The sequence below is a fragment of the Dyadobacter sp. CY345 genome (assembly GCF_021502725.1).
GTDB lineage: Bacteria > Bacteroidota > Bacteroidia > Cytophagales > Spirosomataceae > Dyadobacter.
On the sequence record NZ_JAKFFS010000007.1, the window covers coordinates 282,398 to 304,244 of the forward strand.

19 protein-coding genes and 1 pseudogene are annotated in these 21,847 nt (G+C 39.8%); 9 read left to right on the forward strand and 11 right to left on the reverse strand.

Going from position 1 to position 21,847, the window contains the following annotated elements; all coding sequences use genetic code 11:
• Positions 1 to 73: 73 nt before the first annotated feature.
• The 4 genes from L0657_RS26565 to L0657_RS26580 all read right to left on the reverse strand — a co-directional run bounded on the left by L0657_RS26565 (position 74) and on the right by L0657_RS26580 (position 3,580).
• Positions 74 to 1,609 (reverse strand): IS1182 family transposase, encoded by a 1,536-nt coding sequence (locus tag L0657_RS26565; RefSeq protein WP_235153818.1) that lies wholly within the window; start codon positions 1,607 to 1,609, stop codon positions 74 to 76.
• A gap of 152 nt (positions 1,610 to 1,761) precedes the next feature.
• On the reverse strand, positions 1,762 to 2,040 hold the full coding sequence (locus tag L0657_RS26570) for a hypothetical protein (protein WP_235153819.1): 279 nt from the start codon (positions 2,038 to 2,040) through the stop codon (positions 1,762 to 1,764).
• 130 nt (positions 2,041 to 2,170) lie between these two features.
• Positions 2,171 to 2,794, reverse strand: a complete 624-nt coding sequence (locus L0657_RS26575) for a class I SAM-dependent methyltransferase (protein WP_235153820.1) — start codon at positions 2,792 to 2,794, stop codon at positions 2,171 to 2,173.
• Positions 2,795 to 2,935: 141 nt separating this feature from the next.
• On the reverse strand, positions 2,936 to 3,580 hold the full coding sequence (locus tag L0657_RS26580; RefSeq protein WP_235153821.1) for a DUF1349 domain-containing protein: 645 nt from the start codon (positions 3,578 to 3,580) through the stop codon (positions 2,936 to 2,938).
• A 201-nt stretch (positions 3,581 to 3,781) separates the two neighbouring features.
• Here L0657_RS26580 and L0657_RS26585 point away from each other — a divergent pair, with 201 nt between their 5' ends.
• The 5 genes from L0657_RS26585 (at position 3,782) to L0657_RS26605 (ending at position 10,593) form a co-directional block, all read left to right on the forward strand.
• On the forward strand, positions 3,782 to 5,149 hold the full coding sequence (locus tag L0657_RS26585; RefSeq protein ID WP_235153822.1) for a Gfo/Idh/MocA family protein: 1,368 nt from the start codon (positions 3,782 to 3,784) through the stop codon (positions 5,147 to 5,149).
• A 153-nt stretch (positions 5,150 to 5,302) separates the two neighbouring features.
• Complete coding sequence (locus L0657_RS26590; RefSeq protein ID WP_235153823.1) at positions 5,303 to 6,463, forward strand: lycopene cyclase family protein; 1,161 nt, start codon at positions 5,303 to 5,305, stop codon at positions 6,461 to 6,463.
• Between the two features lie 92 nt (positions 6,464 to 6,555).
• Positions 6,556 to 7,788, forward strand: coding sequence for a multidrug effflux MFS transporter (locus L0657_RS26595; protein ID WP_235153824.1), 1,233 nt, complete (start codon positions 6,556 to 6,558; stop codon positions 7,786 to 7,788).
• A gap of 36 nt (positions 7,789 to 7,824) precedes the next feature.
• Entirely contained in the window at positions 7,825 to 8,595 is a 771-nt protein-coding gene (locus tag L0657_RS26600) for a dienelactone hydrolase family protein (protein ID WP_235153825.1), read from the forward strand.
• 261 nt (positions 8,596 to 8,856) lie between these two features.
• Positions 8,857 to 10,593, forward strand: coding sequence for a DUF885 family protein (locus L0657_RS26605; protein ID WP_235153826.1), 1,737 nt, complete (start codon positions 8,857 to 8,859; stop codon positions 10,591 to 10,593).
• A 105-nt stretch (positions 10,594 to 10,698) separates the two neighbouring features.
• Here L0657_RS26605 and L0657_RS26610 read toward each other — a convergent pair whose 3' ends face one another.
• The 5 genes from L0657_RS26610 to L0657_RS26630 form a co-directional block, all read right to left on the reverse strand.
• Positions 10,699 to 11,613 (reverse strand): hypothetical protein, encoded by a 915-nt coding sequence (locus tag L0657_RS26610; RefSeq protein WP_235153827.1) that lies wholly within the window; start codon positions 11,611 to 11,613, stop codon positions 10,699 to 10,701.
• Between the two features lie 239 nt (positions 11,614 to 11,852).
• Positions 11,853 to 12,059 (reverse strand): hypothetical protein, encoded by a 207-nt coding sequence (locus L0657_RS26615; RefSeq protein ID WP_235153828.1) that lies wholly within the window; start codon positions 12,057 to 12,059, stop codon positions 11,853 to 11,855.
• A gap of 249 nt (positions 12,060 to 12,308) precedes the next feature.
• Positions 12,309 to 13,490 (reverse strand): AGE family epimerase/isomerase, encoded by a 1,182-nt coding sequence (locus tag L0657_RS26620; protein WP_235153829.1) that lies wholly within the window; start codon positions 13,488 to 13,490, stop codon positions 12,309 to 12,311.
• A gap of 81 nt (positions 13,491 to 13,571) precedes the next feature.
• The gene (locus L0657_RS26625; protein WP_235153830.1) at positions 13,572 to 16,205 is read right to left on the reverse strand and encodes a glycosyl hydrolase 2 galactose-binding domain-containing protein; all 2,634 of its coding nucleotides are present in this window, start codon (positions 16,203 to 16,205) and stop codon (positions 13,572 to 13,574) included.
• A 229-nt stretch (positions 16,206 to 16,434) separates the two neighbouring features.
• The gene (locus tag L0657_RS26630; protein ID WP_235153831.1) at positions 16,435 to 16,770 is read right to left on the reverse strand and encodes a hypothetical protein; all 336 of its coding nucleotides are present in this window, start codon (positions 16,768 to 16,770) and stop codon (positions 16,435 to 16,437) included.
• 243 nt (positions 16,771 to 17,013) lie between these two features.
• Here L0657_RS26630 and L0657_RS26635 point away from each other — a divergent pair, with 243 nt between their 5' ends.
• Complete coding sequence (locus tag L0657_RS26635) at positions 17,014 to 18,297, forward strand: sorbosone dehydrogenase family protein (RefSeq protein WP_235153832.1); 1,284 nt, start codon at positions 17,014 to 17,016, stop codon at positions 18,295 to 18,297.
• 140 nt (positions 18,298 to 18,437) lie between these two features.
• On the opposite strand, the gene L0657_RS26640 is transcribed toward L0657_RS26635, so the two are convergent.
• On the reverse strand, positions 18,438 to 19,214 hold the full coding sequence (locus L0657_RS26640) for a DUF1080 domain-containing protein (protein WP_235153833.1): 777 nt from the start codon (positions 19,212 to 19,214) through the stop codon (positions 18,438 to 18,440).
• Between the two features lie 200 nt (positions 19,215 to 19,414).
• On the opposite strand from L0657_RS26640, the gene L0657_RS26645 reads away from it, so the two are divergent.
• Together L0657_RS26645 and L0657_RS26650 are read left to right on the forward strand one after the other, a co-directional pair.
• Positions 19,415 to 19,645: an addiction module component CHP02574 family protein gene (locus L0657_RS26645; RefSeq protein ID WP_235153834.1), complete on the forward strand. Its 231-nt coding sequence runs from the start codon at positions 19,415 to 19,417 to the stop codon at positions 19,643 to 19,645.
• 1 nt (position 19,646) lies between these two features.
• On the forward strand, positions 19,647 to 19,949 hold the full coding sequence (locus L0657_RS26650; protein WP_235153835.1) for a type II toxin-antitoxin system RelE/ParE family toxin: 303 nt from the start codon (positions 19,647 to 19,649) through the stop codon (positions 19,947 to 19,949).
• A gap of 8 nt (positions 19,950 to 19,957) precedes the next feature.
• Here L0657_RS26650 and L0657_RS26655 read toward each other — a convergent pair whose 3' ends face one another.
• Positions 19,958 to 20,719, reverse strand: coding sequence for an NYN domain-containing protein (locus L0657_RS26655; protein WP_235153836.1), 762 nt, complete (start codon positions 20,717 to 20,719; stop codon positions 19,958 to 19,960).
• Positions 20,720 to 20,926: 207 nt separating this feature from the next.
• Here L0657_RS26655 and L0657_RS26660 point away from each other — a divergent pair.
• Positions 20,927 to 21,766, forward strand: a pseudogene (locus tag L0657_RS26660) (esterase-like activity of phytase family protein); the annotation flags it as partial.
• Positions 21,767 to 21,847: the final 81 nt, after the last annotated feature.

Consider the following 21,847-nt stretch of genomic DNA (forward strand, 5'->3'; position numbering starts at 1 on the left):
ATTGATGTTTGAAAAATATTTACATTCAATTCTAACGGACTTAATAGTGTAAAAAAGCAAAAAACAGCCCTCCTCAGGCTGCCTTTTTCCTCATATTTTGTGCTATTGCCAACAATCCCCATTCGATCTCCACTTTTTCTTTTCCCTTTAGCATAAAACGACGGAAGCCGTGGTTACCTTTTATATTTCCAAACACAGGTTCAACATCAAAACATCGTTTTTTGCGCCGTTCAATCCCTTCCGGGCTGTTAAGTAGTTCATATGCCTTCTTTTTCTGCCGTTCAAGTTCGACATTGATTTCTATGATCCTGTTGCCCCTGGACTTATGACAAGCACCGTTTAGCGGGCATCCGTAGCAATTCTTAGCCTGGTACATCCTGAATGTCTGCTCAAAACCAGTGCTGGTTTTCCTTTTACTGTTACCGATATAATCCATTTGCTGACCCATCGGGCAGGTATAACAATCTTTTTGCGGATTGTAAAAAAGTTTATCAGTGCTGAAAGGACGTTTGGCATTGTAAGTCTTGTTTTGCTGTTTGTCAAACATGCTATACTTCACATATGCAGCTATTTCTTTGTCTTCCAGCAAGGTGTAATTTTCTTGTGAGCCATACCCAGCATCCGCAGTGACTACGTTTGGAAAACTTTTGAAACTGGTTTGGTGCTGGGCAAGATGATCCTTTAATGTGGTCGTATCCGTTGGATTGGGGTGTAGGGTATAATTGACAATAAATTGATTTGAAGTTGAGATTTGTACATTATAGGCAGCTTTGAGCTGACCATTTTTCATATGATCCTCCTTAAGCTTCATAAAAGTGGCATCCGGATCTGTTTTACTATAACTATTGCGCTCGCCTAAAACAGCCTCTTGTCTTTCGTATTTAGCAATATTGGCCGGATACTCTTTTGTTACACGGCGAAGTTTTGCCTTTAATTTTTTATCAATATCTTTTTTCTTACCTAATACTTCGTTGAGCTTATCAACAGTACTTTGGACTTTCTCTGTATCTATTTCAGTAAAATCCGGCGGATCAGGAAGCTCATCTTCTTTGCTGGCCACACTTTGGGCATACTCCCAGATCTGACCCAACTGCTTCTTCATTTTCTCCTTATTGGTCTGAATGGCTTTTTTCCAGACAAAAGTATATTTATTGGCATTGGCCTCAATTTTTGTACCGTCGATGAAAATCTCCTCTATGCTAAGCAATCCTTCTTCGGCCAAGAGCAGCACTACCTGCTCAAAAACATTGCGCAAAGCTTCTTTTAGGCGGACGCCCCTAAACCGGTTAATCGTATTATGATCAGGATAACTCATTGAACTCAGCCACATGAAGAAAATACTTTCCTTGCAAGCCGCTTCTAGCTTTCGACTGGAATAAACATTGCTCACGTAGCCGTAAACCAGCACTTTAAGCAGCATCTGTGGATGATAACTGGAAGATCCCCTGGTTTTGTAAGCTGCGTTAAGCGGATCAAGATTAATCTTGTTAATCAAGTCATTAACAATTCTGACCGGATGTTTTTTAGGGATTAAATCCTCTAAACTTGGAGGCAACAGCATGATCTGCTGTTGATTATAGGGCTTGAAAGTAGGTTGTCTTCTGATCATCTTCAAGTATTTTTCAATACCTGAAGATACGAAATTCAAGCGAATTTGAAAAGAAATAAGACTAGGAATTAAATCACAATATGTCAATGCCAATTAAACAAAACGAGGGTGCCTTTTTGAGACACCCTCTTTTTTTATGAGATGATGCCTTACTAAAATTGTTGATAGGCGAAAGTTCTGTTACTCTTTCTCCACACCTGCGAATTTTTAATTGCGTAATTGGTACCGATAAAATTTGGTGATGTCTCAAAATCCGGGGTCAACACACATGCGTTTTCTATATATTTTTCGAGTAATGCAATAGAACAATTTAACGACGAATAGCTGATACCAGCGTCGTTAAGAGAATGAAACAGATCTTTAAGTACTGCAAGATCCGTTTGGGCCATCAGTAGATTTTCGTGATTTGTTTCGAAAGATTCAAGGTTCATTTTTTGATTTATTAAGCTGGTTATTTAGTTACTTGGTATAGTAAAAAACCTGTACCAACGAAATAATTTTAACAGCGTAGAAATTGTTCAAACGAGCATAACTCCTGTCGAGCTTAACATATTGTTAATGTCAGCGTTTCCTGTTCTTCATTCCTTTTTTGTCAACCAGAATGCCCAGGCCATAATGATTTGGGTAGTTGTATACTGACTGTCCGGTTGCTTTGGCAATATCCAAAACAGCTTGTTTCACCTCTGGAAAACTTTCTGTATCGTGAAAAATCGTACAATCGCTATGGTTTGCAGTCCACAGGCCGCATTCAAAAGTTTCCTTGTAGGTATGAACAATGTCCACATGCGCAAAGTCGTAACGTGAATTATCTTTGAAAATCCAGTTTTGATAATCGGATTTGAATAGTTCGATGTTTTTGTAAACCGAAAGTTTTTCCTTCGTTTGTTCGTAATGGTTTTCTTTATTATCAGTATGAATATCGCCTTCGAAGGTATCAACGCCAGTAACTTTTTTGAAGTAGTTTGAAAACACAACCGTAGAGTAACCAAACTCTACACCGAATTCAATGCAATTTTCACGGCCTATGGAGAACTCGTCCAGAATGTCTTCAATAATCAATTCCAAACCTTTCCAGGCTGAGATTACATCCAGTAATTTTTCAGGCTTCGTCAATTTAGAAGGTTCATAGAGCTTGAAATCGGGTTTGTTGAAAAATGTTTCTCTTATGACTTTACTAATGTTCATGAATTTTTTGTTAAGGTAAGTGCTGTTCGTTTATGACAAACTTTGGGTTATGATCTAAATAAATTGAAGAAGGTTGTAATCATTTCTAAAAAGTTTTTTCGGGACTGAAATTTTCGGGGTTCAGTGTTTAAGTAAGTATAATCAGTTTTGTATTAATTTAACGTTGGTCACCCTTGCGCTTTCCAAAACTGCCGGATTATGTGAACAGATAAAAAGCCCGGCTATAATTTTATCAGGTAAATTATCCATCGTCTGTGAGCCAACCAGCTTCAAGGTCTCACCTTTTTTTGCCGCTCTCATTGTATATACTTTTCCTTGCCGTTGCAGCTGGATGGTCTGGAAATTTTTCTCTTTACTGAAAATCTCATCCTCGGGATCGCGCATTTTATCTCCTTTTTTCACTCGCCATTGCATAACAGACAATCCGTCGCCGTGAAGGACTGCGCTGATATGTGCAGCATTGTCGTAAAGTGACTCCCGGATCATCCACCCAACTTTGCGATGCGGATCGGCACCCTTTCCCTCAAATTCAAAGTCCGCAGTGAAAGTAAAATCTCCGTCCATTTCTTTGTACAGAAACTGAAATTCATCCCGTTCAAACCAGATATTGTACCCGCCTCCTTTGAGCGTATATGTTTTAGTTTCTTTATCGTATTCAGATGTTCCGGGAAGTTTCGGAGTTCCGATGTCTGCATTTAAATCAAAATCACCAATTTTCTTGGCGGGTGCGAAGCTAAACAGGAGGGAAGCTGCTAATAATGGATATAAAAACACTTGACGAAACATAGTAACTTTTGTATTATGGAATGATATACTTTTAGATAAATGTACATTCTTTTAAATTATTAGTACAATCAAACGAATGAGAAATTAACCACGCTTAACAAAAATCATAGTAGAGATCAAAGTATTTTACTTATTGGCTCCGCTTTAATAATTGGATCATAACTAAACCGGCTGCAATTGCCTGAAAACTTAAAAAAATTCATGAACAATTTTGATATTAATCGCCGGAAATTTCTCTACGGAGCTTCGGCCGCTCTTGCCCTGACCACCCTCGGCGCCCAGGGTATGGACCTGATCAATCCGACAAAAACTTACAGGGTTGGTCTTATTGGGACCGGCTGGTATGGTAAAAGTGATTTGTTCAGATTAATTCAGGTTGCTCCGGTTGAGGTTATCGCGTTATGTGATGTTGATAAGAATCAATTAAACGAGGCAGGAAAGTTGGTCAGTCAGCGGCAGAAATCAGGAAAAACGCCTAAGCTGTATGGCGATCACCAAAAAATGCTGGCAGAAAATCAATTGGATATCGTTCTGATTGGAACTCCCGATCATTGGCATGCTCTGCAAATGATCGACGCTGTGAAAGCCGGAGCGAACGTTTATGTGCAAAAACCGATCAGCGTGGATGTGATGGAAGGGGAAGCAATGGTCGCGGCTGCCAGAAAATATAAAAAGGTAGTGCAGGTAGGAACCCAGCGAAAAAGTACCCCTCACTTGATCGACGCAAAGAAAAATATTGTCGACGCCGGCTTGCTTGGAAAAATTTCCCACGTTGAAATGTGCTGTTATTATCACATGAGAGCGAATGGAAATCCCCCGGTTGAAGCTGTTCCGGATTTTCTGGACTACGAAATGTGGACCGGACCGGCGCCGCTTCGCCCTTATGACGGCATACCGCACGTCCGTTGGTGGAGAACTTTTAACGAGTATGGAAACGGAGTTCTGGGTGACATGTGTGTGCACATGTTTGATACCGTCCGTTGGATGCTGAAACTTGGCTGGCCAAATAAGATCAGCTCAACAGGTGGAATTTATGTGCAGAAGGAGGGGAAATCAAATATTTCGGATACACAATCTGCAATATTTGAGTACGACGGTCTCAATTGTGTCTGGCAGCACAGAACCTGGGGAACTCCCGCCGATCCGGAATATCCATGGTCTTTCACTTTGTTTGGTGAAAAAGGAACGCTGAAAGCCAGCACAATGGCCTACGATTTTATTCCGGTCGGGAAAGGAGAGAAAATTCATAAGGATGTTGTGTTTGAAAAAGAGAAATATCCGGAAGATCTGAAAGAAGATAGGATAGAATTAAATGCTGCCCCTGCGACGCGTTTACACATGCTTGATTTTATTACGGCAATCGAAAATGGCGGCCGTCCAGTGGCGGATATTGAAGAAGGTCATATTTCAACGGCGAGTTGTATTATGGCGAACCTTTCCATGAAAATGGGACGGCCTATCGTCTACGATCCAAAGAAAAGGGAAATTGTTGGTGACAAGGAAGCGAACGGATTACTGGCTCGGACCTATCGCAAACCTTACATACATCCAAATCCGGATAAAGTCTGATCATATTGAATTATTTACTGCTCCGGTGTTTCTAAGTTTTCAAAAAGGAGTAGAATTAAAGCAAAACGCACAAAGTTTTTTAGACTTTGCGCGCTTTGCTTTTTAACTTTACCACTTTGCGTGAAAAAACCTAGCACATCTAAATTTTGCTAAATGCAATCAGAACGATACGACATTATTGTATGCGGAGGAGGGATGGCCGGTCTGAGCCTGGTATACCGCGCCTTAAAAGTGGGCGTTTGGAGTAAGCAGAAAATTTTGATTGTTGAGAAAAATAGAAAAGACCAAAATGACCGAACCTGGTGCTTTTGGCAAAAGGAAGAGGATCAAACAGCATTTGAAGAAATAATTTTCAGAAAGTGGAATGATCTTTTGTTTTTCTCTAATGACGGAAAGGAAATCAAGCTTGACACCGGTTCATACGGCTACACGATGATCAGGAGCATTGATTTTTATAAACATGTCCTCTCATTCCTTGAAAGTCACGATCAGGTTAGGTTTATAAATGAAGAGGTCAAATCGGTACTGAATAAAGTTGGAGATGCTGAGGTGATCACTGAAACAGCAACTTACAATGCAAAATATGTATTTAATTCCATCTATATAAAACCAACATTAAAACCTCACGATCAATATTTTTTACAGCATTTTAAAGGCATAAAGATTCAAACAGATGAATTCAAGGGAGATCCATCACAGATAAACTTTATGGACTTCAGAACTTCACAGGAAAACGGAGCAACTTTTTTTTACACACTGCCATTTTCTCAGACAGAAATCTTCACCGAGTATACCATTTTTTCTAAAAAGCTTTTGACACAAGAAGAATATGATGCAGGAATAAGGAAATACATTAACGACATACTGAAAATCAAAAACTATAAGATTATTGAGGAGGAGTGTGGCGTGATTCCAATGACTGATTACTCCTTTGAAAGGCGATCTGGAAATGTGATTAATATTGGAAGTGCCGGAGGTGACACAAGAGCTTCCACCGGTTACACTTTTTTGAATACACAAAAGACAATTTCCAAAATAATTCATTCATTCACTGAGAATAATCACCCATTCTTCAAGGATGAGCAGATCAGTAAAAAACATAAAGTCCTGGATGCCACGTTTCTGAACGTCTTTGATTTAGGCCTATATCCCGGCGATGAAATATTCACTGATCTTTTTAAGAATGTAAAGGCGAAAACGGTATTTAAATTTCTGGACTCAGAGAGTTCAGTTATTGATGACCTGAAAATCATGTCAAGTCTAAAGGCGAAATATTTTATCGGACCCTTTTTGAAGGTACTGGCGAATAAGTAGGATTATATATTGCAAATAAGATTATTCTAAGATTATAGGAACTATAAACGCTTCTGTTTTCGTTGTCATGCTAATAAGTTCCGTCAAAACGCATGAGCCGCAAACAATACTCCTACATGATCCTGATTTTGGGATCTCTTGCTACTGTTAGTCCATTTTCAATCGATATGTATCTGCCTGGATTTCCCAGGATTGCAAAAGATCTTAACACCACAATAGATAAAGTTCAATTATCTCTGACAGGTTATCTTATTGGGATATGTATTGGTCAGGTGCTTTATGGGCCTCTTCTGGATCGTTTCGGGAGAAAAACCCCGCTTTATGCCGGGCTTGTGATTTATATTTTGGCATCGATCGGTTGCGCGCTTACCTCCTCCGTTGAAGCGTTGATTGTTATGCGATTTTTCCAGGCTATCGGCGGCTGCGTAGGATTAGTTTCTTCACAAGCTTTGGTAAGTGATTTATTTACAAAAGACAAGAGAGCAGAAGTTTTTTCTATGATTACGCTGGTGATTGCTGTTTCCCCAATGATTGCTCCAACGGTTGGTGGTTACGTGACTTCGGCTTTTGGCTGGAACTGGGTCTTTATTATTCTAGCAGGTATTGTGCTTCTCATTATTGGCGCGATTTACTTTTTTCTTCCGGCCGGCAAATCACCGGATCCGACCGTATCACTAAAACCACAGGCGGTTATCGGTAGTTTTCTAACGGTACTCAGACAGCCTCAATTCTTAATTTATACGATGGCGGGAGGTCTGGCAACAGCGGCTCCATTCGCTTATATTGCTGGTTCTTCTGACGTTTTCATGAATATCTACAAAGTTTCCGAACAACAATACGGCTGGATCTTTGCGTTTTTGGCATTTGCCATGATTGGTTCTACCCAGCTGAATCATTTCCTTTTGAAGAAATACAACAGCGAGCAGATCATCAAAACAACACTAATGTATCAAAGCGTTGTTGGTACGCTGCTGGTTCTGGGCGTTTATTTCAACTGGTATAATCTGTATACATTGATCGGAATGATGTTTATTTTCCTGACCGGCCAAGGTTTGACAGGGCCAAATACATCCGCACTTTCCCTGGCTCCGTTCAAGAAACACACCGGTAGTGCTTCGGCACTGATGGGAAGCTGGCGGATGGGGGCCGGCGCGATCATTTCGATTATTGTCAGTGTTTTGCATAACAATACCGCCATTCCTATGGTGGCGATGATGGCGGCATGCTCGCTGGTAAGTCTGGTAATCCTGTTTGTAGGTAATGCAACTGTCAACAATGCTGCGCGAAACAGCGATGTAGAAAGTGAAGTTTCTATGTTGCTTTAATCTTGTTTTTAAATTATAAACCCATAAATCGAACCTATGAAAATCGCGAAATTTTACCTGTTTTTTGTTTTACTCCTGATGACATCTTTCAGTTATGCCCAATTGCAACCGGTCAGTTACGCTGACGGTGTCCAAAAATTAAGCGGTTTCGCTGCAAAACCGAAAACCTCAAATAAGAAAAAAGCCGGAGTTTTGATTCTTCCAGCATGGATGGGTATCGATGCACATTCCAAGAACAGCGCAGAAAAATTATCTACTTTGGGATATTATGCATTTGTAGCGGACATTTATGGTGAAGGAAAAGCACCAAAAGACCAGAAAGCTGCGGCAGAGCTGTCAGGTTATTTCAAGAAAAATTATGCTGAATACCAAAAGCGTATCAAACTCGCCTTAGATCAATTGGTGAAGGCCGGGGCTGATCCTGCTAACATTGCCGTAATCGGATATTGCTTTGGCGGAACGGGAGCAGTTGAGGCAGCAAGAGAAAACTTCCCTGTGAAGGGAATCGTCTCCTTTCATGGAGGTCTCGGTCGTGATTCTTCGCGCACAGTTTCAGCGATAAAACCAAAACTTCTGATCCTGCACGGAGCAGATGATAATTTTGTTCCTGCTAAAGAAGTTTCAGCGTTTCAAAGCGAACTCAAAAAAGCAAACGCAGACTGGCAAATGGTTTATTATGCCAATTCAGTACATAGTTTTACAGATCCAGCGGCTGGAAATGATAATTCCAAAGGCGCCGCTTATAACGAAAAAGCAGCTATGCGGTCCTGGGAAGCAATGCTTCAATTTTTTGAGGAATTGTTTTAATTAGAAGAATTTACGGGTCCTGCATATTAATTTCTAATCACAGCGTAGTGAAGAAATTGATATGCAGGATTTTTATTTCACAACAATTGCCAGCTTGTCATTAATTTGAGATTAATACGAAATAAAAATTAGATATTTTCGTCTGTTTTCTTAAACTTGGACAAGTAAATCGTTAAAAAGCGATTACCTATTTTTAGCCCACTACCTTAAATCCTTAAAATGAACAAATCCCTTATTCTGGTTTTTTTAATATGTATTGTTATGCAAGCCTGTAAGCAAAAAGCTTCTGAGGAATTGCTTCCGCCAGTCGGAGAATTGTTTGATAATTATTATGAAGACAAATTGCCTCTATATCCGTTGGAAGCAACCATGAATGGCGATAACCGTTATAATGATCTTTTTCCTAATGATCTGACAAAAGATTACAAAAAGAAGCTCGTTGATTTTTATAACAAATATCAAACGGAACTTGGGAAATATGATCGTGAGGAATTGAATGAGGAAGAAAAAACCAGTTATGATTTATTGAGCTGGGAGTGCAGTATCAATCTGGAACTGCTTACATTTCCGACAGAGCTCATGCCGATTAATCAGATATTCTCTACTCATCTGATGGTTGCGCAGCTGGCAAGTGGCGGAAGTATGCAGCCATTCAAAACTGTGGATGATTACGACGATTGGTTGAAACGTGTTGATGGCTTCACAGTTTGGTGTGATACTGCAATTGTCAATATGAGAGAGGGGATTAAAAAGGGGTACGTATTACCAGCGCCTTTGATCAAGAAAATGATTCCTCAACTCGCTGATATGGATCATGGGCCAACGGAGCAGCATTTGTTTTATACCCCTGTAACGAAGTTCCCTGATTCCTTCGTTGCTGATGATAAAGCCCGATTGACAAAGGGATATAAGGCAATGGTGGAAGAAAAGGTAATTCCTGCTTTCAAACGTTTACATGAATTCGTTGAGAAGGAGTATTTGCCGGCTGGACGTACGACGAGTGGTTTTATGGATCTACCGAACGGCAAAGCACTGTACGATGCCTATATCAAATATTACACGACAACCTCAATGTCTTCCGATGAAATTCATGCATTAGGGTTGAGTGAAGTGGAGCGTATTTCAAAAGAGATGCTAAAAGTAAAAGACCAAGTCGGCTTCAAAGGAAATCTTAAAGCGTTTTTCGCTGATGTCAGGACTAACAAGAAGCTTATGCCTTTTACAAAACCGGAGGATGTGATCGCGCATTTCAATCAGATTCACGAAACGATGAAACCTAATCTGAAAAAATTATTTGATCTCACGCCAAAAGCAGCCTTTGAGGTTCGCCGTACGGAAGCTTTCAGAGAAGCTTCTGCTTCAGCTGAATATAATCCGGGCTTGGCCGATGGTTCAAGGCCTGGCGTTTTTTATGTTCCGATTCCAAATGTGAAAGAATATAACGACGTTTCAGATGAGAGTTTATTTTTACATGAAGCTATTCCCGGACATCATTATCAGATTTCGTTACAGCAAGAAAATAAAGCTTTGCCGACTTTCAGAAAAAATATTTGGTATAGCGCATACGGCGAGGGTTGGGCGCTTTATTGTGAATCGCTGGGAAAAGAATTAGGATTATATACCGACCCGTACCAATATTTTGGAATGTTGAGCGCCGAAATGCGCCGTGCCATACGTCTTGTTGTTGACACCGGAATTCATTCCAAAGGCTGGTCGAGAGAGAAGGCCATCCAATATTCAATCGATCACGAAGCGGAGTCGGAAGAAAGTATCACCGCCGAAGTTGAAAGATATATGGCGGGAGCAGGACAGGCATTATCCTATAAGATCGGGCAGCTCGAAATCCGCGAATTGCGTTCAAAAGCTGAAAAGGAAAAAGGTGATAAGTTTAATATCCAGGAATTTCATAACAAAGTTTTGGAATCAGGATGTGTCCCGCTGAACCTGCTTGAAGCCAAAATAAATACCTGGATTACAGGTGGAGAAAAAGCAAAATAATATCGATCTATCTGAAATAAAGACGCTCCGAAAACTATCTTTTTCGGAGCTTCTTTATTATAATGGCGGTACAATTGCGAAAGATTAACTCTTTCTTATTAATTGTTATACAGCCTTTTGAACATCAATAACAAAGCGCTCAGTGACGTCGGCTAAATTGGCGATTTCAGATACCGAAAATTTAGCAGTCTGTAACAAATTTTTAACAAATTCGGTTTTGCTCTGTTCAATGCCTTTTTCAACTCCTTTTGTAATTCCTTCCTTGATACCTTCCTTTTTTGCCAAGTCCAGTACTAGCTCCCTTATTCCCATAGTCTTTTGGTTTTCGGTTAACTCTTCAATTTTTTTATCGAATTTAACATTATAATATGGATCTGCAAAGCTTACATACCGCTGTAAAAAAATCAATAAATCGTTAATCTTCCTCTTCGCAATATTTCTTGCAAGCAGATTTTTAGCAAGCGAAAATTTGAGATTATATAACTCTTCGTCATTTAAATTCTTTTTCTTCAACGCCAGCATAATTGTTAGCACAATGATGGAAAAGGGATTTTCATTTGTTAATAATCCTATTTCACTTTGGTCCGCAATTTTAAAATTATTGAACTGAAAAATACACTTAGTGCCTAAATATTCATACGCATATTCGTGAGGGCGGAATTTATGGTTAGCATCCGTAAAGATTGCAATGGCTGTCACCGGCTTTCCATATTTGTCAAGGATACGATAGAAGTAAGTGAACATTCGCCTGGCGAATTCTTTATCATCGTAGCCCTGGACTTCGATATGGACTAAAATCCAATCTTCTTTTCCGCTTTTAGTAAACACCTTTACCAGTTTGTCAACAAATTTAGGTGCTTCAATATCTTCCGTCGGAAACAGTTGTTCTAACTCTTTATCCAGAAACTGAAACCCTTTTTCTATATCGAAAAGCTCGTCCGCGTGCTCAAAAAAGAAGCGTAAAAAATCTTCATAGACATTTTCCAATATGCCTTTCCATAATGTGTCATTCCGCTTCATTGACTCGTGATTATTGAGATTATGTACCTCTGGACAAGTGCATTTAACATTTAAAACACAAGGCGCTTAAATACATTTTCAATAACAGACTGATATCAAGAAGAATAGTCACATAAACACATCAGATAATGGACTGCATAAGTATATCATCCTAGCAAAAAATGCTAAGAAATCATTCAAAAGGAACTAAGACATGGCTGACAGTCAGAAAGAGTCTTCTGACATAAATAGGTAATAAACTAACTGGCGATTGCTGAAAAACTCTTGGAATCTGTCAGAGCGGTGCCGTTAATCATTTTTTTCTTCATTGCCTCGAGTCCGATGATAACCAGCTCTTTATACAGCTCCTGAAGGGTAATGCGTTTGTCGTTTTCTTCTAATTCAAGTTGGAGCTGTTTCGCCTTTAAATGAACTTTGTCAGGTACGTCAAGATTAACTTTTGCCATTGTAGCGGAGTTAGGTTAAATTTTATAGTTAGGTTGTATTTTTTGGTATACGCAAGAATATTCCTCTTTGATTAAAAAATCCGAAAAAATTTCGATAGTGTGGGCAGTTTGCCAATGTCATGAAGGATAACGATAAATATATGAATGTGTTCTTAAATTTACCTTTTTAAAATAAATTAAATTACTTGTAGAATAAAAAGATTAAAAGATTCTTTTAAAAGTTACATCAGAATTAGAATATTAATGTCGTCAATGGGAATTTTCAAGCCGTTTCCACATTTCGACGCACGCTCTGGCATTATGATACGGGCATTTCCAAAAATTTGTTTTATCGCCGTGGATTTGGGTTCCATCTTCCTTTACAGCACCAAACCATTCTCCCCGATCTTTGTCTACAAATTTATTTTCTATATATTCCCAGCTTTTCTCTGCTTTTGCTTTGAAATCGACATTGTTTGTAAGCTGGTAAGCATTATAAAATCCTACCAATTGCTCGGCTAAAACCCACCAATTCCGCTCTGTTTTGGTGTGTTTGGTTTCCGGATCGTATTCATAGTTTAATGCGCCGTCAACTCCAAGACCTGTCATGGCTGCTTCGGCCATCAGAATACATTGTTTACGCGTTTTGCTTAATAACTTTTCATCTTTTAAAACTTCTGCGGTTTCGTACAAAAGCCAAGACGCTTCAATATCATGACCATACGATATTACCCGATCTTTTGTTTCCCATTTTTCGTTAAAGAACATTTCCATACGGTTGGTTTTGCTATTCAGGATATGATCCAGAATTGCATTCAGCATGGCCATGGTTTGTTTTTTAAGCGTCTTGTCTGGCCACACGCGGTACAGATTTGTATAAGCCTCTACCAAATGCAAATGCGTATTCATGCTTTTAATCCATGGACTTTTACTTAAAATGTAATCGTCAGTATTCGTCCAGTCTCTGGCAAATGCTTCGCGGTAACCGCCATTAACTGGATCAAAAGCATGTTTTTCAATGATATAAAACAATTCCTTCGCACGGTCAAGAGCCGGTGGGAAATTGGTGGTCCGATAATATTCACTTAAACCATACATGGCAAAAGCGTTTCCGTAGATCTGCTTTTTTGTTTCCAGTGGTTTATTATCACCATCTGTCGACCAAAAAACGCCGCCATATTTTGCATCAATGAAATGAATCGACAAGTCCTGGAAGGCTCGATCAGCAACAATCAGATATTTAGGATCTTTGAGGACTCGCTTGGCCATGGAAAATGTCCAGAGAATGCGGCTGGTGATAACCACGGCATGCGGCGCATCAGCAACTCCTTCATTGTCATAATTTACACGTCCATAAAACCCTCCGGTTTTTCTGTTAACCGCATATCTTTCCCAGTAACTGAGGATATTGACTAGCTCATTTTTAAAAGATTCCGGAGAAAAGTCAGCCATGATTTTCGATTGTTTATAAAAAAAGAAATACGCAATCTTAACTTACTTGTCTTTTCTCCGGTCTTTATATTTCACCTCAAATTATTTTATTTCAACAAGCTGTTCTTTCACATTCCAGCCATCCAATGACACAAGTGGCATTTCTCCTGATGAAGGTGTGTAGTCCATAATTACGGTTTTATTTTCTCCGGGTAAAACAGAAACATAATTGTCATCATAAAACACAGGCAGAATCCGCTTTTTTGTTTTTGGGTCAACAAGCGATAATCGGTTAAAAAATGCTACGGGATTTTTTGCAGGATTTGATAAAGTCACTTCAATTTTTCCTTTTTCGAGCTGTTTTGTTCTGATACTGATCTCAGCCTTTGGCATTTTATTTAGACCGCTGTAATTACCTTCGGCATCAGGCAGCCAGTATAAATTATCGCTCACAATTTCCTTGTCAAGGTTCAACAATCTTAGTGATAAGAAAACACCTTCTTTTTTGGCAAGTTCACGAATGGAAGAATTGATTGGCGTAATCATCCTCGTCGTTGATGGGCCGATTTCTGAAAATGCCTGTCCAAGACTGGTTTCTTTGCCATTCATATCAATTGTTTTGGCCACCCACATCAAATCGTACTGATGTTTAAAGGTGTTATTTGTGATCATTATGGTGCTGTCAGCCTGGTTAAACATAATATGCAGCGGCGCACTTCCGTTATGCAAACCGTATAGACAAGCATTTGGGTCCAGATAATAATCATACATCTGGCCGCGAAGCGATGTCCATGGATTTTGTGTTTTCCAGATAATGACGCCGGTATACCAATCCCACATGTGCGCACTGAAACCTTCCATCAAAGATCGGTACTGATCATAATTTACAAGCTGTGCTTTTTTACCAAAATCCCGAAGATCTTTTGCTTTTCCGTAAGGTTCGATATAGCCACCGTAGCCGATATATTTGTGATATTCCCAAACCGAATCCACAGTTTCCTTTTTGTCCTTTGTATTGTAAACAGGTGGAACAAGATTTTCCTTTGACATGAAGCGTTCCAGCGATTCATAATCTCCAACACCTACGGACCCGATTTCTGAATTAAAAGGCCAGGTTCTGTATTCGAAAAAGCGTTTCAAAGGCTGGATTCCATAAGGTCCGTCACCGTTTCCTCCCAGAAAATTGAAAGACATATCATCGGAGTTTGAATAATCTACAAACCAACGTGTTCCGTCCAGTTTGGTCAGTATCGAATCACGAAGCGGCAGCATAATATCCTGTGGCAGCGTAATTTCATTTCCACCGCACCAGATGGCAAGGGATGGGTAATTTCTGATCATTTTTATCTGATCTGCCGCTGATTCAAGGAACAGATTATGGTCGTCCGGATATTTCCTGCGCACCCACTGATCGTCTCTTTTCATAGGGTCAGTCCACCGGCCATTGCAGTCGCCGGATCCCCAGAAATCCTGCATTACCAGGATTCCATATTTATCACAAGCGTCATAAAATTCAGGCCTTTCTGTCAGCGCGCCGCCCCAGATACGTAACAAATTCAGGTTCATATCACGATGGAAACGCACTTCTGCATCGTATCTGGCATCAGTAAAACGAAGCATAGCATCTGAAATAATCCAGTTTCCGCCTTTGATGAATACGCGCTGACCGTTAACAGAAATTTGCTTACTGCGGGTCACCGAATTCCAGTCTGCCTGGATTTCGCGTACACCAACATTTATTTTTTCTTCATCAGAAACTGCACCGTTGATAATAAACTGAATTTTCGAAGCATACAAATGCTGCGCTCCGTAACCATATGGCCACCAAAGTTTTGGATTTTCCAGAGAAAGATCCGGCAAGGTAATCTCTGCCGTGGTATGCGGTTTTACTGTAACTTCTTTGGAAACTTTCTTTCCATCAATCGTGAATAGTAAGGTCCCTTTTAGCGCAGCGTTCGTCGGATTTTCAACCTCCGTCGAAACTTTAACCGTTGCAGGTTTCTGATTTCCTTCTGGTTTCCGCTGACCATTTACAAGCGTAATGATGTGCGGGTTTTTGATATTGATTTTACCTGTTTTTTCAATAATAACTTTGTCCCAGATCCCAGTGTTACGGTCACGAACTGGCTGAATCCAGTCCCAGCCAGCTACATACTGATGCGCGACATTTTTGGCAATAGCTCCGTCTCCGCCCTGTCCGCCATTTGGATTTCCAACTTCGTCCGGAGGATAAACAATTACAGCGAGACGGTTTACGCCTGATTTTTGCAGTAAAGAAGTGATATTAAAAGATTGACGAAGAAACATACCGCTGTGTTTTTTAGCGTTAAGTTTCTTTCCGTTCAAGAAGATGTCCGAGCTATAATTTACACCCCGGAAATGAAGCCAGACTTCTTCGCCAGGTTTAACGGTTTCTGAGAAATCTTTTACAAACCAATAGGTGTAATAGTCGTTACCAGTTTTGAAAATATCTGGAATCTTTTCATTGTTCATTCCAATGAACGGATCTGGAATTTGTTTATTTTCCAGCATCGTGGTCAAGACAGTACCAGGCACAACTGCCGGAATCCAGTTTGCCAAGGAATAAGCTGGTGAAGAAATTGCTGTTCCCTGATCTTTTACTTTCAAGATGGAGTTGCATTTCCAGCCTGAATTCAATTCATATTTGCTTTGTGCAAAAACGCTGGGTTGTGTCAGGCAGAATAGAAGAAGAAAACTCGTAAATAAGAATTTCATTAGAATATTTGAGTATAAGAATAATCATTATGGCAAATATATTCTAACAAAAAGAGACAAAAAAGGAATATTATTGGTTTGATTAAAATATTGAATAAGAATCCTCTTATTATTAAATTATTTTTAAAACTGACAGAGGAATTGCGTGACATTCTCGCAACAAGGTGAAAGAAATTATATCCCGGCTAAGAACCGGGATAAATCAGATAGTTATAAGTGGTAGTGATTGTTAATCGCCCTGGTTTTCTTCGAGATCGTTATGATTATCGCCGCCTAAGCTGTAATAATTGTTTTCTTCGTCTTCATTTCCATCAATTTCCTCATCATCGTCAAGTTCTGAACCAGGTACATCCAGGTCATCACCAGTCAGATCATCATCAAAATCTTTTTCATTCCAGTCGTCCGCTTCCAATCCCAATTCTTTTTTTATTTTGGTGATATCCTCAGGATCAATATCTTCTTCAATCAATCCTTTGCTGAAAACATCTTCCGATGCAGGGTAGAGCGGATATCCCGGCAAATCATCATCCTCGTCGTCTAGTGAAAAATCGTCATCAATTATCATGTTAATAGAATTTAAGGTTAGCGGAAGTTTTGTAAGCGCTTAAAACGTGGGCCAAAAATATTACCGACAATTGTTTTAAACTAATTTTTCCAAAAATCATTCCATAAGAATTTATTATTTTGAAAATCATTGAAATGGTCAGAGTAATATTGCCTTTCTAATGCTTTTATTAGCATAGGTCAACCGTCCATCAGTCCAATTATTACATAAAGTTAAACTTTTCTAAACCTTTTGATTAACCAGATGCAAAGAACATTTTTTAAAACTGCAACACTATTTACAGCCGTTGCAGGAATTAGTGGATTACTCGCCATGAGAGAATTGGATCGGTCTGAATTGACAGCCGGGAAAGTTGTTGCAAATGAAAAAGAAAATAAAATTAAACTCCCTGTCGGTTTTTCCGCAACCGTTCTGGCGTCCGATCTTGGCCCGACAAGACATATTGCGGTGGGGAAAAGTGGCGATATCTACGTCAAACTTTCAAAGTTGAAAGAGGGGAAAGGAATTTACATTTTGCGGGATAAAAATAATGATGGCGTAATTGATGAGAAAAAAATGTTTGGCGATTATCCTGGAACCGGAATCTATATCAAAGATGGATATTTGTATTCTTCGAGTAATACCGGCGTGTATCGATACAAACTAAATGAAAAAGAAGAAATTATTGATACTGAAAAACCAGAAAAAAGCCTGGACGGATTGGTTGATAAGGGCCGCGACAATGCAAAACCGATCACGCTTGACAAGGAGGGAAATCTTTACGTTACGGTAGGTTCTTACAGCGACAATTGCCGGGTTGCCGGAAGTGGGAAGGGAATGTCGCCATGTTCAATTCTTGATTCGGCTGGCGGGATCTGGAAATTTAAGGCAGATAAGTTAAACCAAACTTTCGCCGACGGCAAACTTTACAGTACGGGACTTAAAAATGCGGTAGGAATTGACTGGGATACAAAAACAAATTCGTTGTTTGCTACGCAGCACGGAAGAGGAAAATTCGATGATTTCTATCCTCAATATTATACTCCTAAACAAAGTGCAGAATTGCCGGCTGAAACCATGTATCAGTTGAAAGGTGGAGACGATGCCGGCTGGCCATATATCTATTATGATCACATCCAGAAAAAGAAAATCCTGGCTCCGGAATATGGAGGTGACGGAAAAAAAACTGGCGGAGAAAAAGCACTGGATCCGGTTGCTGCGTTTCCTGCTCATTTAGGTCCCAATGCATTGATGTTTTACACAGGGAACATGTTTCCAGCCAGATATAAGAACGGAGCTTTTATTGCATTTCACAGCCAGTCGGCTGAATTGCATAAAGGTTATATGGTTGCCTTCGTACCGTTCGTTAACGGCAAAGCGGGCAAATGGGAGATTTTCGCCGACAATTTTGCGGGGACAGATCTTGCGAAACCGACCGGTCCGATTGAACACCGTCCCTGTGGGCTCGCACAAGGGCCAGATGGCGCACTGTATGTTACCGACGATTTGAACGGAACGATTTTCAAGATTAATTATAAGAAGAAGTAATAGTCGCAACATAAAAACATGCTGATAAAGCGATGTTTTCGCTTTATCAGCATGTTTTTTTTTTAGATCAAATAATGAAACATGATGATGGCAACACCTTCTGAACATTATTTATCATTATAGATTTCCTGATACAAACATCAAAAATTGGTATCCGCCTTTTTCAAGTCCTCCTCCTTGATCCAGATATTTCTGAAATATACATTATGCCCTTCTGATTGTAATTTCAACCCGCCCGGTACGTCAGTGATTCCTTTTCCGCCATCGTTACCGCCGTCAATTCCGGAATTTGGCCCGCCCCAAACCTGAGTTATTGAATGATTGGTATGAACCTTTTTGCCGTTAAAATAAAGCGTAACCAACGGCTTTTCGACGAGTTTTCCATCCTTAAATCTTGCTGCACGAAAGAGGATATCGTAGGCATTCCACTTGCCAACACCGTTGTAAGCCTGGTAGGGTGACTTCGTCTCGTTAATAATTGCGGCCATTCCATGTGAAGTTGTATCGCCATCCAAAACCTGGATTTCGTATCTGTTTTGCAAATAAACTCCGCTGTTTCCGCCTTCTTTTGTTATAAAAAATTCTACGTGCGCACGGAAGTCGCGGAATTCTTTTTTCGTAACAATATCAGCTGCGCCATACAAACCACCTGCCGCTGACGGATCAAAACAATTAATAACCGTTCCTTTATCAACAGGATCATTTACGACTGTCCATTTTATCGGCATCTCAGCCTTTAACCTAGGACCTTTCCAATAAATCCATTTTTCGTCCAGCATTTTTTTTGAGCCATCCATAAAAACTTCGGCTCCTTTCACCGGTTTGGTTCCAACACCAACTTGCGCATAGGCAGTAGTGAAAATTCCTAAACCTATAACAACAGCCGGAATAATGTGGCTAATTCGATTCAAATGCATAAATGTGGTTAGTTAGTTTTAAGTAATAAGTAGAAGCGTAATTTTTCTCCGCTTAGGTAGTATAAGTCACTGAAGTTTTTTAATTACTCAAAAAGTTTGGAATGAATAAAACAAAGTTTTACGTTTTACCAAGATTCCAAACGGTGTATTGAACCGTTGCTTAGAATTTCTTATTTTTGTTAATACCTAATTCGTAACTAATGAAATTACAGGTTATTCAAGACAGTTCCGGAAAGAACACCGGCGTTTTTATCCCGATTGACGATTGGACTTTAATAAAATCAGTCTATCCGGATATTGAGACACTAAATCAAGAACTGCCGAAATGGCAAAAAGAAATTATCGATTTGCGACTTGATAAAATAGAAAAGAATCCAGGCAGCTTAAAGCCAATAGAAGATCTTTTTAAGGAATTAGATAAGGAAATTTGATATGAAGTATCAAATTCTATATCTCGATGATGTCGATATTGATATTCAATCTGCAAAAATTTGGTATTGTGAGCAAAAACCAGGTCTTGAAAAACGATTTGTCAGCGCAATAAGGAATACAATATCAAATATTCAGAAAGCTCCGTTCATTTATAATATCCAGTACAAAAACGTCAGAGTGGCTCATACAAAAATTTTCCCCTACGGAATTCACTTTTACGTGGATGAAATTGCGGGCACAGTTGTGATCGTATCTATTTTACACCACAAGAAGTCGCCGGATGGTATCTGGAACCGAATTTAATTTCAACGTCACTTCGTTTTCACATAAAAATGGGAAGTGTTATTTTTTCCGGTATGCCGTTCTTCTACTTCAATTGTTTTAATCGAACGAATCAGGTCCAGCAGTTTTTTAAAGCCATAATTTCGGGAGTCAAATTCAGGACGTTTTTTCAGGATCATATTTCCTAAAACACCCAGGAAAATCCATCCATCTTCATCTGCAAGGTCATTAATACTTTCAGATATTAATTTAATAAGTCCTTTGTCGATTTTAGAAACAGGCGTTATTTCTTCTTTCGGAATGCTCGTTGACTTCGATGTTTCAGCAACGGCAGCTTCCGGCTTAATCTCTTTTTTGAGGATTTCTATGTAAATGAATTTGTTACATGCAGCTATAAATGCAGATGGCGTTTTCTTCTCTCCGATACCGAAAACCTTCATCCCGGCTTCACGCAACCTGGTGGCCAGTCTTGTAAAATCGCTGTCGCTGGACACGATGCAAAAACCATCTACATTCCCCGTATAAAGAATGTCCATCGCGTCAATGATCAACGCAGAATCCGAAGAGTTTTTTCCTGAGGTATAGCTATATTGCTGAACGGGTGTTATCGCGTTTTCAAGTAAAACCGTTTTCCATCCCGACAGCGTAGGCTTGGTCCAGTCGCCGTAAATTCGTTTAAAAGTAGGGGTGCCGTAAATTGCAATTTCTTCCAGCATACCCTTTACATTGGCATACGGCACATTGTCGGCGTCGATCAACACCGCAAGCCTTAGTTCTCTGGTATTTTCCATAAGATAAAGGTAAGAGAAGATTTATAGTTGTCAAAAACATGTGATTTATTAGATTAAGGAGATTAAACAAGCTTTTTATCAGCATATCTCAGAATATGCCGGATGATTAAAATTTCAGTTATCTGCCAGAAACTCTTCAGGCTCGATCAGAATTATCTGCTATATGTGTACTATTTTTGCAATCCCCCTCAAAAGCGCTTACCAGAAATGAGAAACCTGATCGCCGTAATCTTATTTGTCTCTTTATCCCACATTTCAAAAGCGCAGTCGCTCCAATTTGAGCTGTCTGATTACACATTGCTCCCTCAAAAACCGGAAGGTAGCCTGCATGGGATATCTGGCATTGAATATATCTCTTCCAGAAATCAATGGCATCTGGCCAGCGACAGAGGTAGTTATTTTATTTTTGACAGCATTAATACCATTCATGATTTTGAAAAAAGGCAAAATCTGGGCGTATATAAAAAAACAGGGTTATGGTATGAGGCTCTCCGTTTTGATGCAACTTCGAATACGTTTTTTTATGCCGTAGAAAATGAATATGTGGCCAATACGGAGACATGTGATACGTCCACTTATGTCAGTTACATGGACGCTTTTCCTCCAGCTTTTTTATTTCCGCCACTTCATCTTCCGGCAGACAACAAAGGTATCGAGGGCATCGCCGTGACTGATAGCGGAAATGTTTGGGTGGCACCGGAAGCGGGTTGGGCAGGGGAGACGGAAGTTGGAAATGACACGATCCATTTCAGGAAATTTGAAAAACTGAAAACCGGATATTCACAGGCAGGAGAATATTCCTATGTCATCGACAGAAGTGGCTGTCAACAAAGTCCGACTGAAAAGCGTGGCGGAATCTCTGAAATACTGTCCGTTAATGAAAATCAGTTGCTGGTTTTGGAAAGGTGTTTTGACCTGAAAGTGACAAACAAAATCAAGGCGAAATTATGGCAGGTCACCGTTGAGGGTTCTCATCTGAAAAAGGATACCAAGCCAGCATTTGATTTCAATGAAGGTTTTCCCATTGTAGTTGATAATCTGGAAGGAATGTCGTGGTGGGAGGCTGAGAACGGGAAACGCCGGCTTCTGCTGATCACCGACGATAATCCCGGAATGAAAAATAACCAG

Coding starts and splice junctions, on each gene's coding strand:
- L0657_RS26620 (WP_235153829.1), bottom strand. CDS start 13,490: ATGGCTGACTTTTCTCCGGAATCTTTTAAAAATGAGCTAGTCAATATC.
- L0657_RS26655 (WP_235153836.1), bottom strand. CDS start 20,719: ATGGAAAATACCAGAGAACTAAGGCTTGCGGTGTTGATCGACGCCGAC.
- L0657_RS26605 (WP_235153826.1), top strand. CDS start 8,857: ATGCAAGCCTGTAAGCAAAAAGCTTCTGAGGAATTGCTTCCGCCAGTC.
- L0657_RS26570 (WP_235153819.1), bottom strand. CDS start 2,040: ATGAACCTTGAATCTTTCGAAACAAATCACGAAAATCTACTGATGGCC.
- L0657_RS26600 (WP_235153825.1), top strand. CDS start 7,825: ATGAAAATCGCGAAATTTTACCTGTTTTTTGTTTTACTCCTGATGACA.
- L0657_RS26650 (WP_235153835.1), top strand. CDS start 19,647: ATGAAGTATCAAATTCTATATCTCGATGATGTCGATATTGATATTCAA.
- L0657_RS26625 (WP_235153830.1), bottom strand. CDS start 16,205: ATGAAATTCTTATTTACGAGTTTTCTTCTTCTATTCTGCCTGACACAA.
- L0657_RS26630 (WP_235153831.1), bottom strand. CDS start 16,770: ATGATAATTGATGACGATTTTTCACTAGACGACGAGGATGATGATTTG.
- L0657_RS26580 (WP_235153821.1), bottom strand. CDS start 3,580: ATGTTTCGTCAAGTGTTTTTATATCCATTATTAGCAGCTTCCCTCCTG.
- L0657_RS26575 (WP_235153820.1), bottom strand. CDS start 2,794: ATGAACATTAGTAAAGTCATAAGAGAAACATTTTTCAACAAACCCGAT.
- L0657_RS26595 (WP_235153824.1), top strand. CDS start 6,556: ATGAGCCGCAAACAATACTCCTACATGATCCTGATTTTGGGATCTCTT.
- L0657_RS26565 (WP_235153818.1), bottom strand. CDS start 1,609: ATGATCAGAAGACAACCTACTTTCAAGCCCTATAATCAACAGCAGATC.
- L0657_RS26585 (WP_235153822.1), top strand. CDS start 3,782: ATGAACAATTTTGATATTAATCGCCGGAAATTTCTCTACGGAGCTTCG.
- L0657_RS26645 (WP_235153834.1), top strand. CDS start 19,415: ATGAAATTACAGGTTATTCAAGACAGTTCCGGAAAGAACACCGGCGTT.
- L0657_RS26590 (WP_235153823.1), top strand. CDS start 5,303: ATGCAATCAGAACGATACGACATTATTGTATGCGGAGGAGGGATGGCC.
- L0657_RS26615 (WP_235153828.1), bottom strand. CDS start 12,059: ATGGCAAAAGTTAATCTTGACGTACCTGACAAAGTTCATTTAAAGGCG.
- L0657_RS26635 (WP_235153832.1), top strand. CDS start 17,014: ATGCAAAGAACATTTTTTAAAACTGCAACACTATTTACAGCCGTTGCA.
- L0657_RS26640 (WP_235153833.1), bottom strand. CDS start 19,214: ATGCATTTGAATCGAATTAGCCACATTATTCCGGCTGTTGTTATAGGT.
- L0657_RS26610 (WP_235153827.1), bottom strand. CDS start 11,613: ATGAAGCGGAATGACACATTATGGAAAGGCATATTGGAAAATGTCTAT.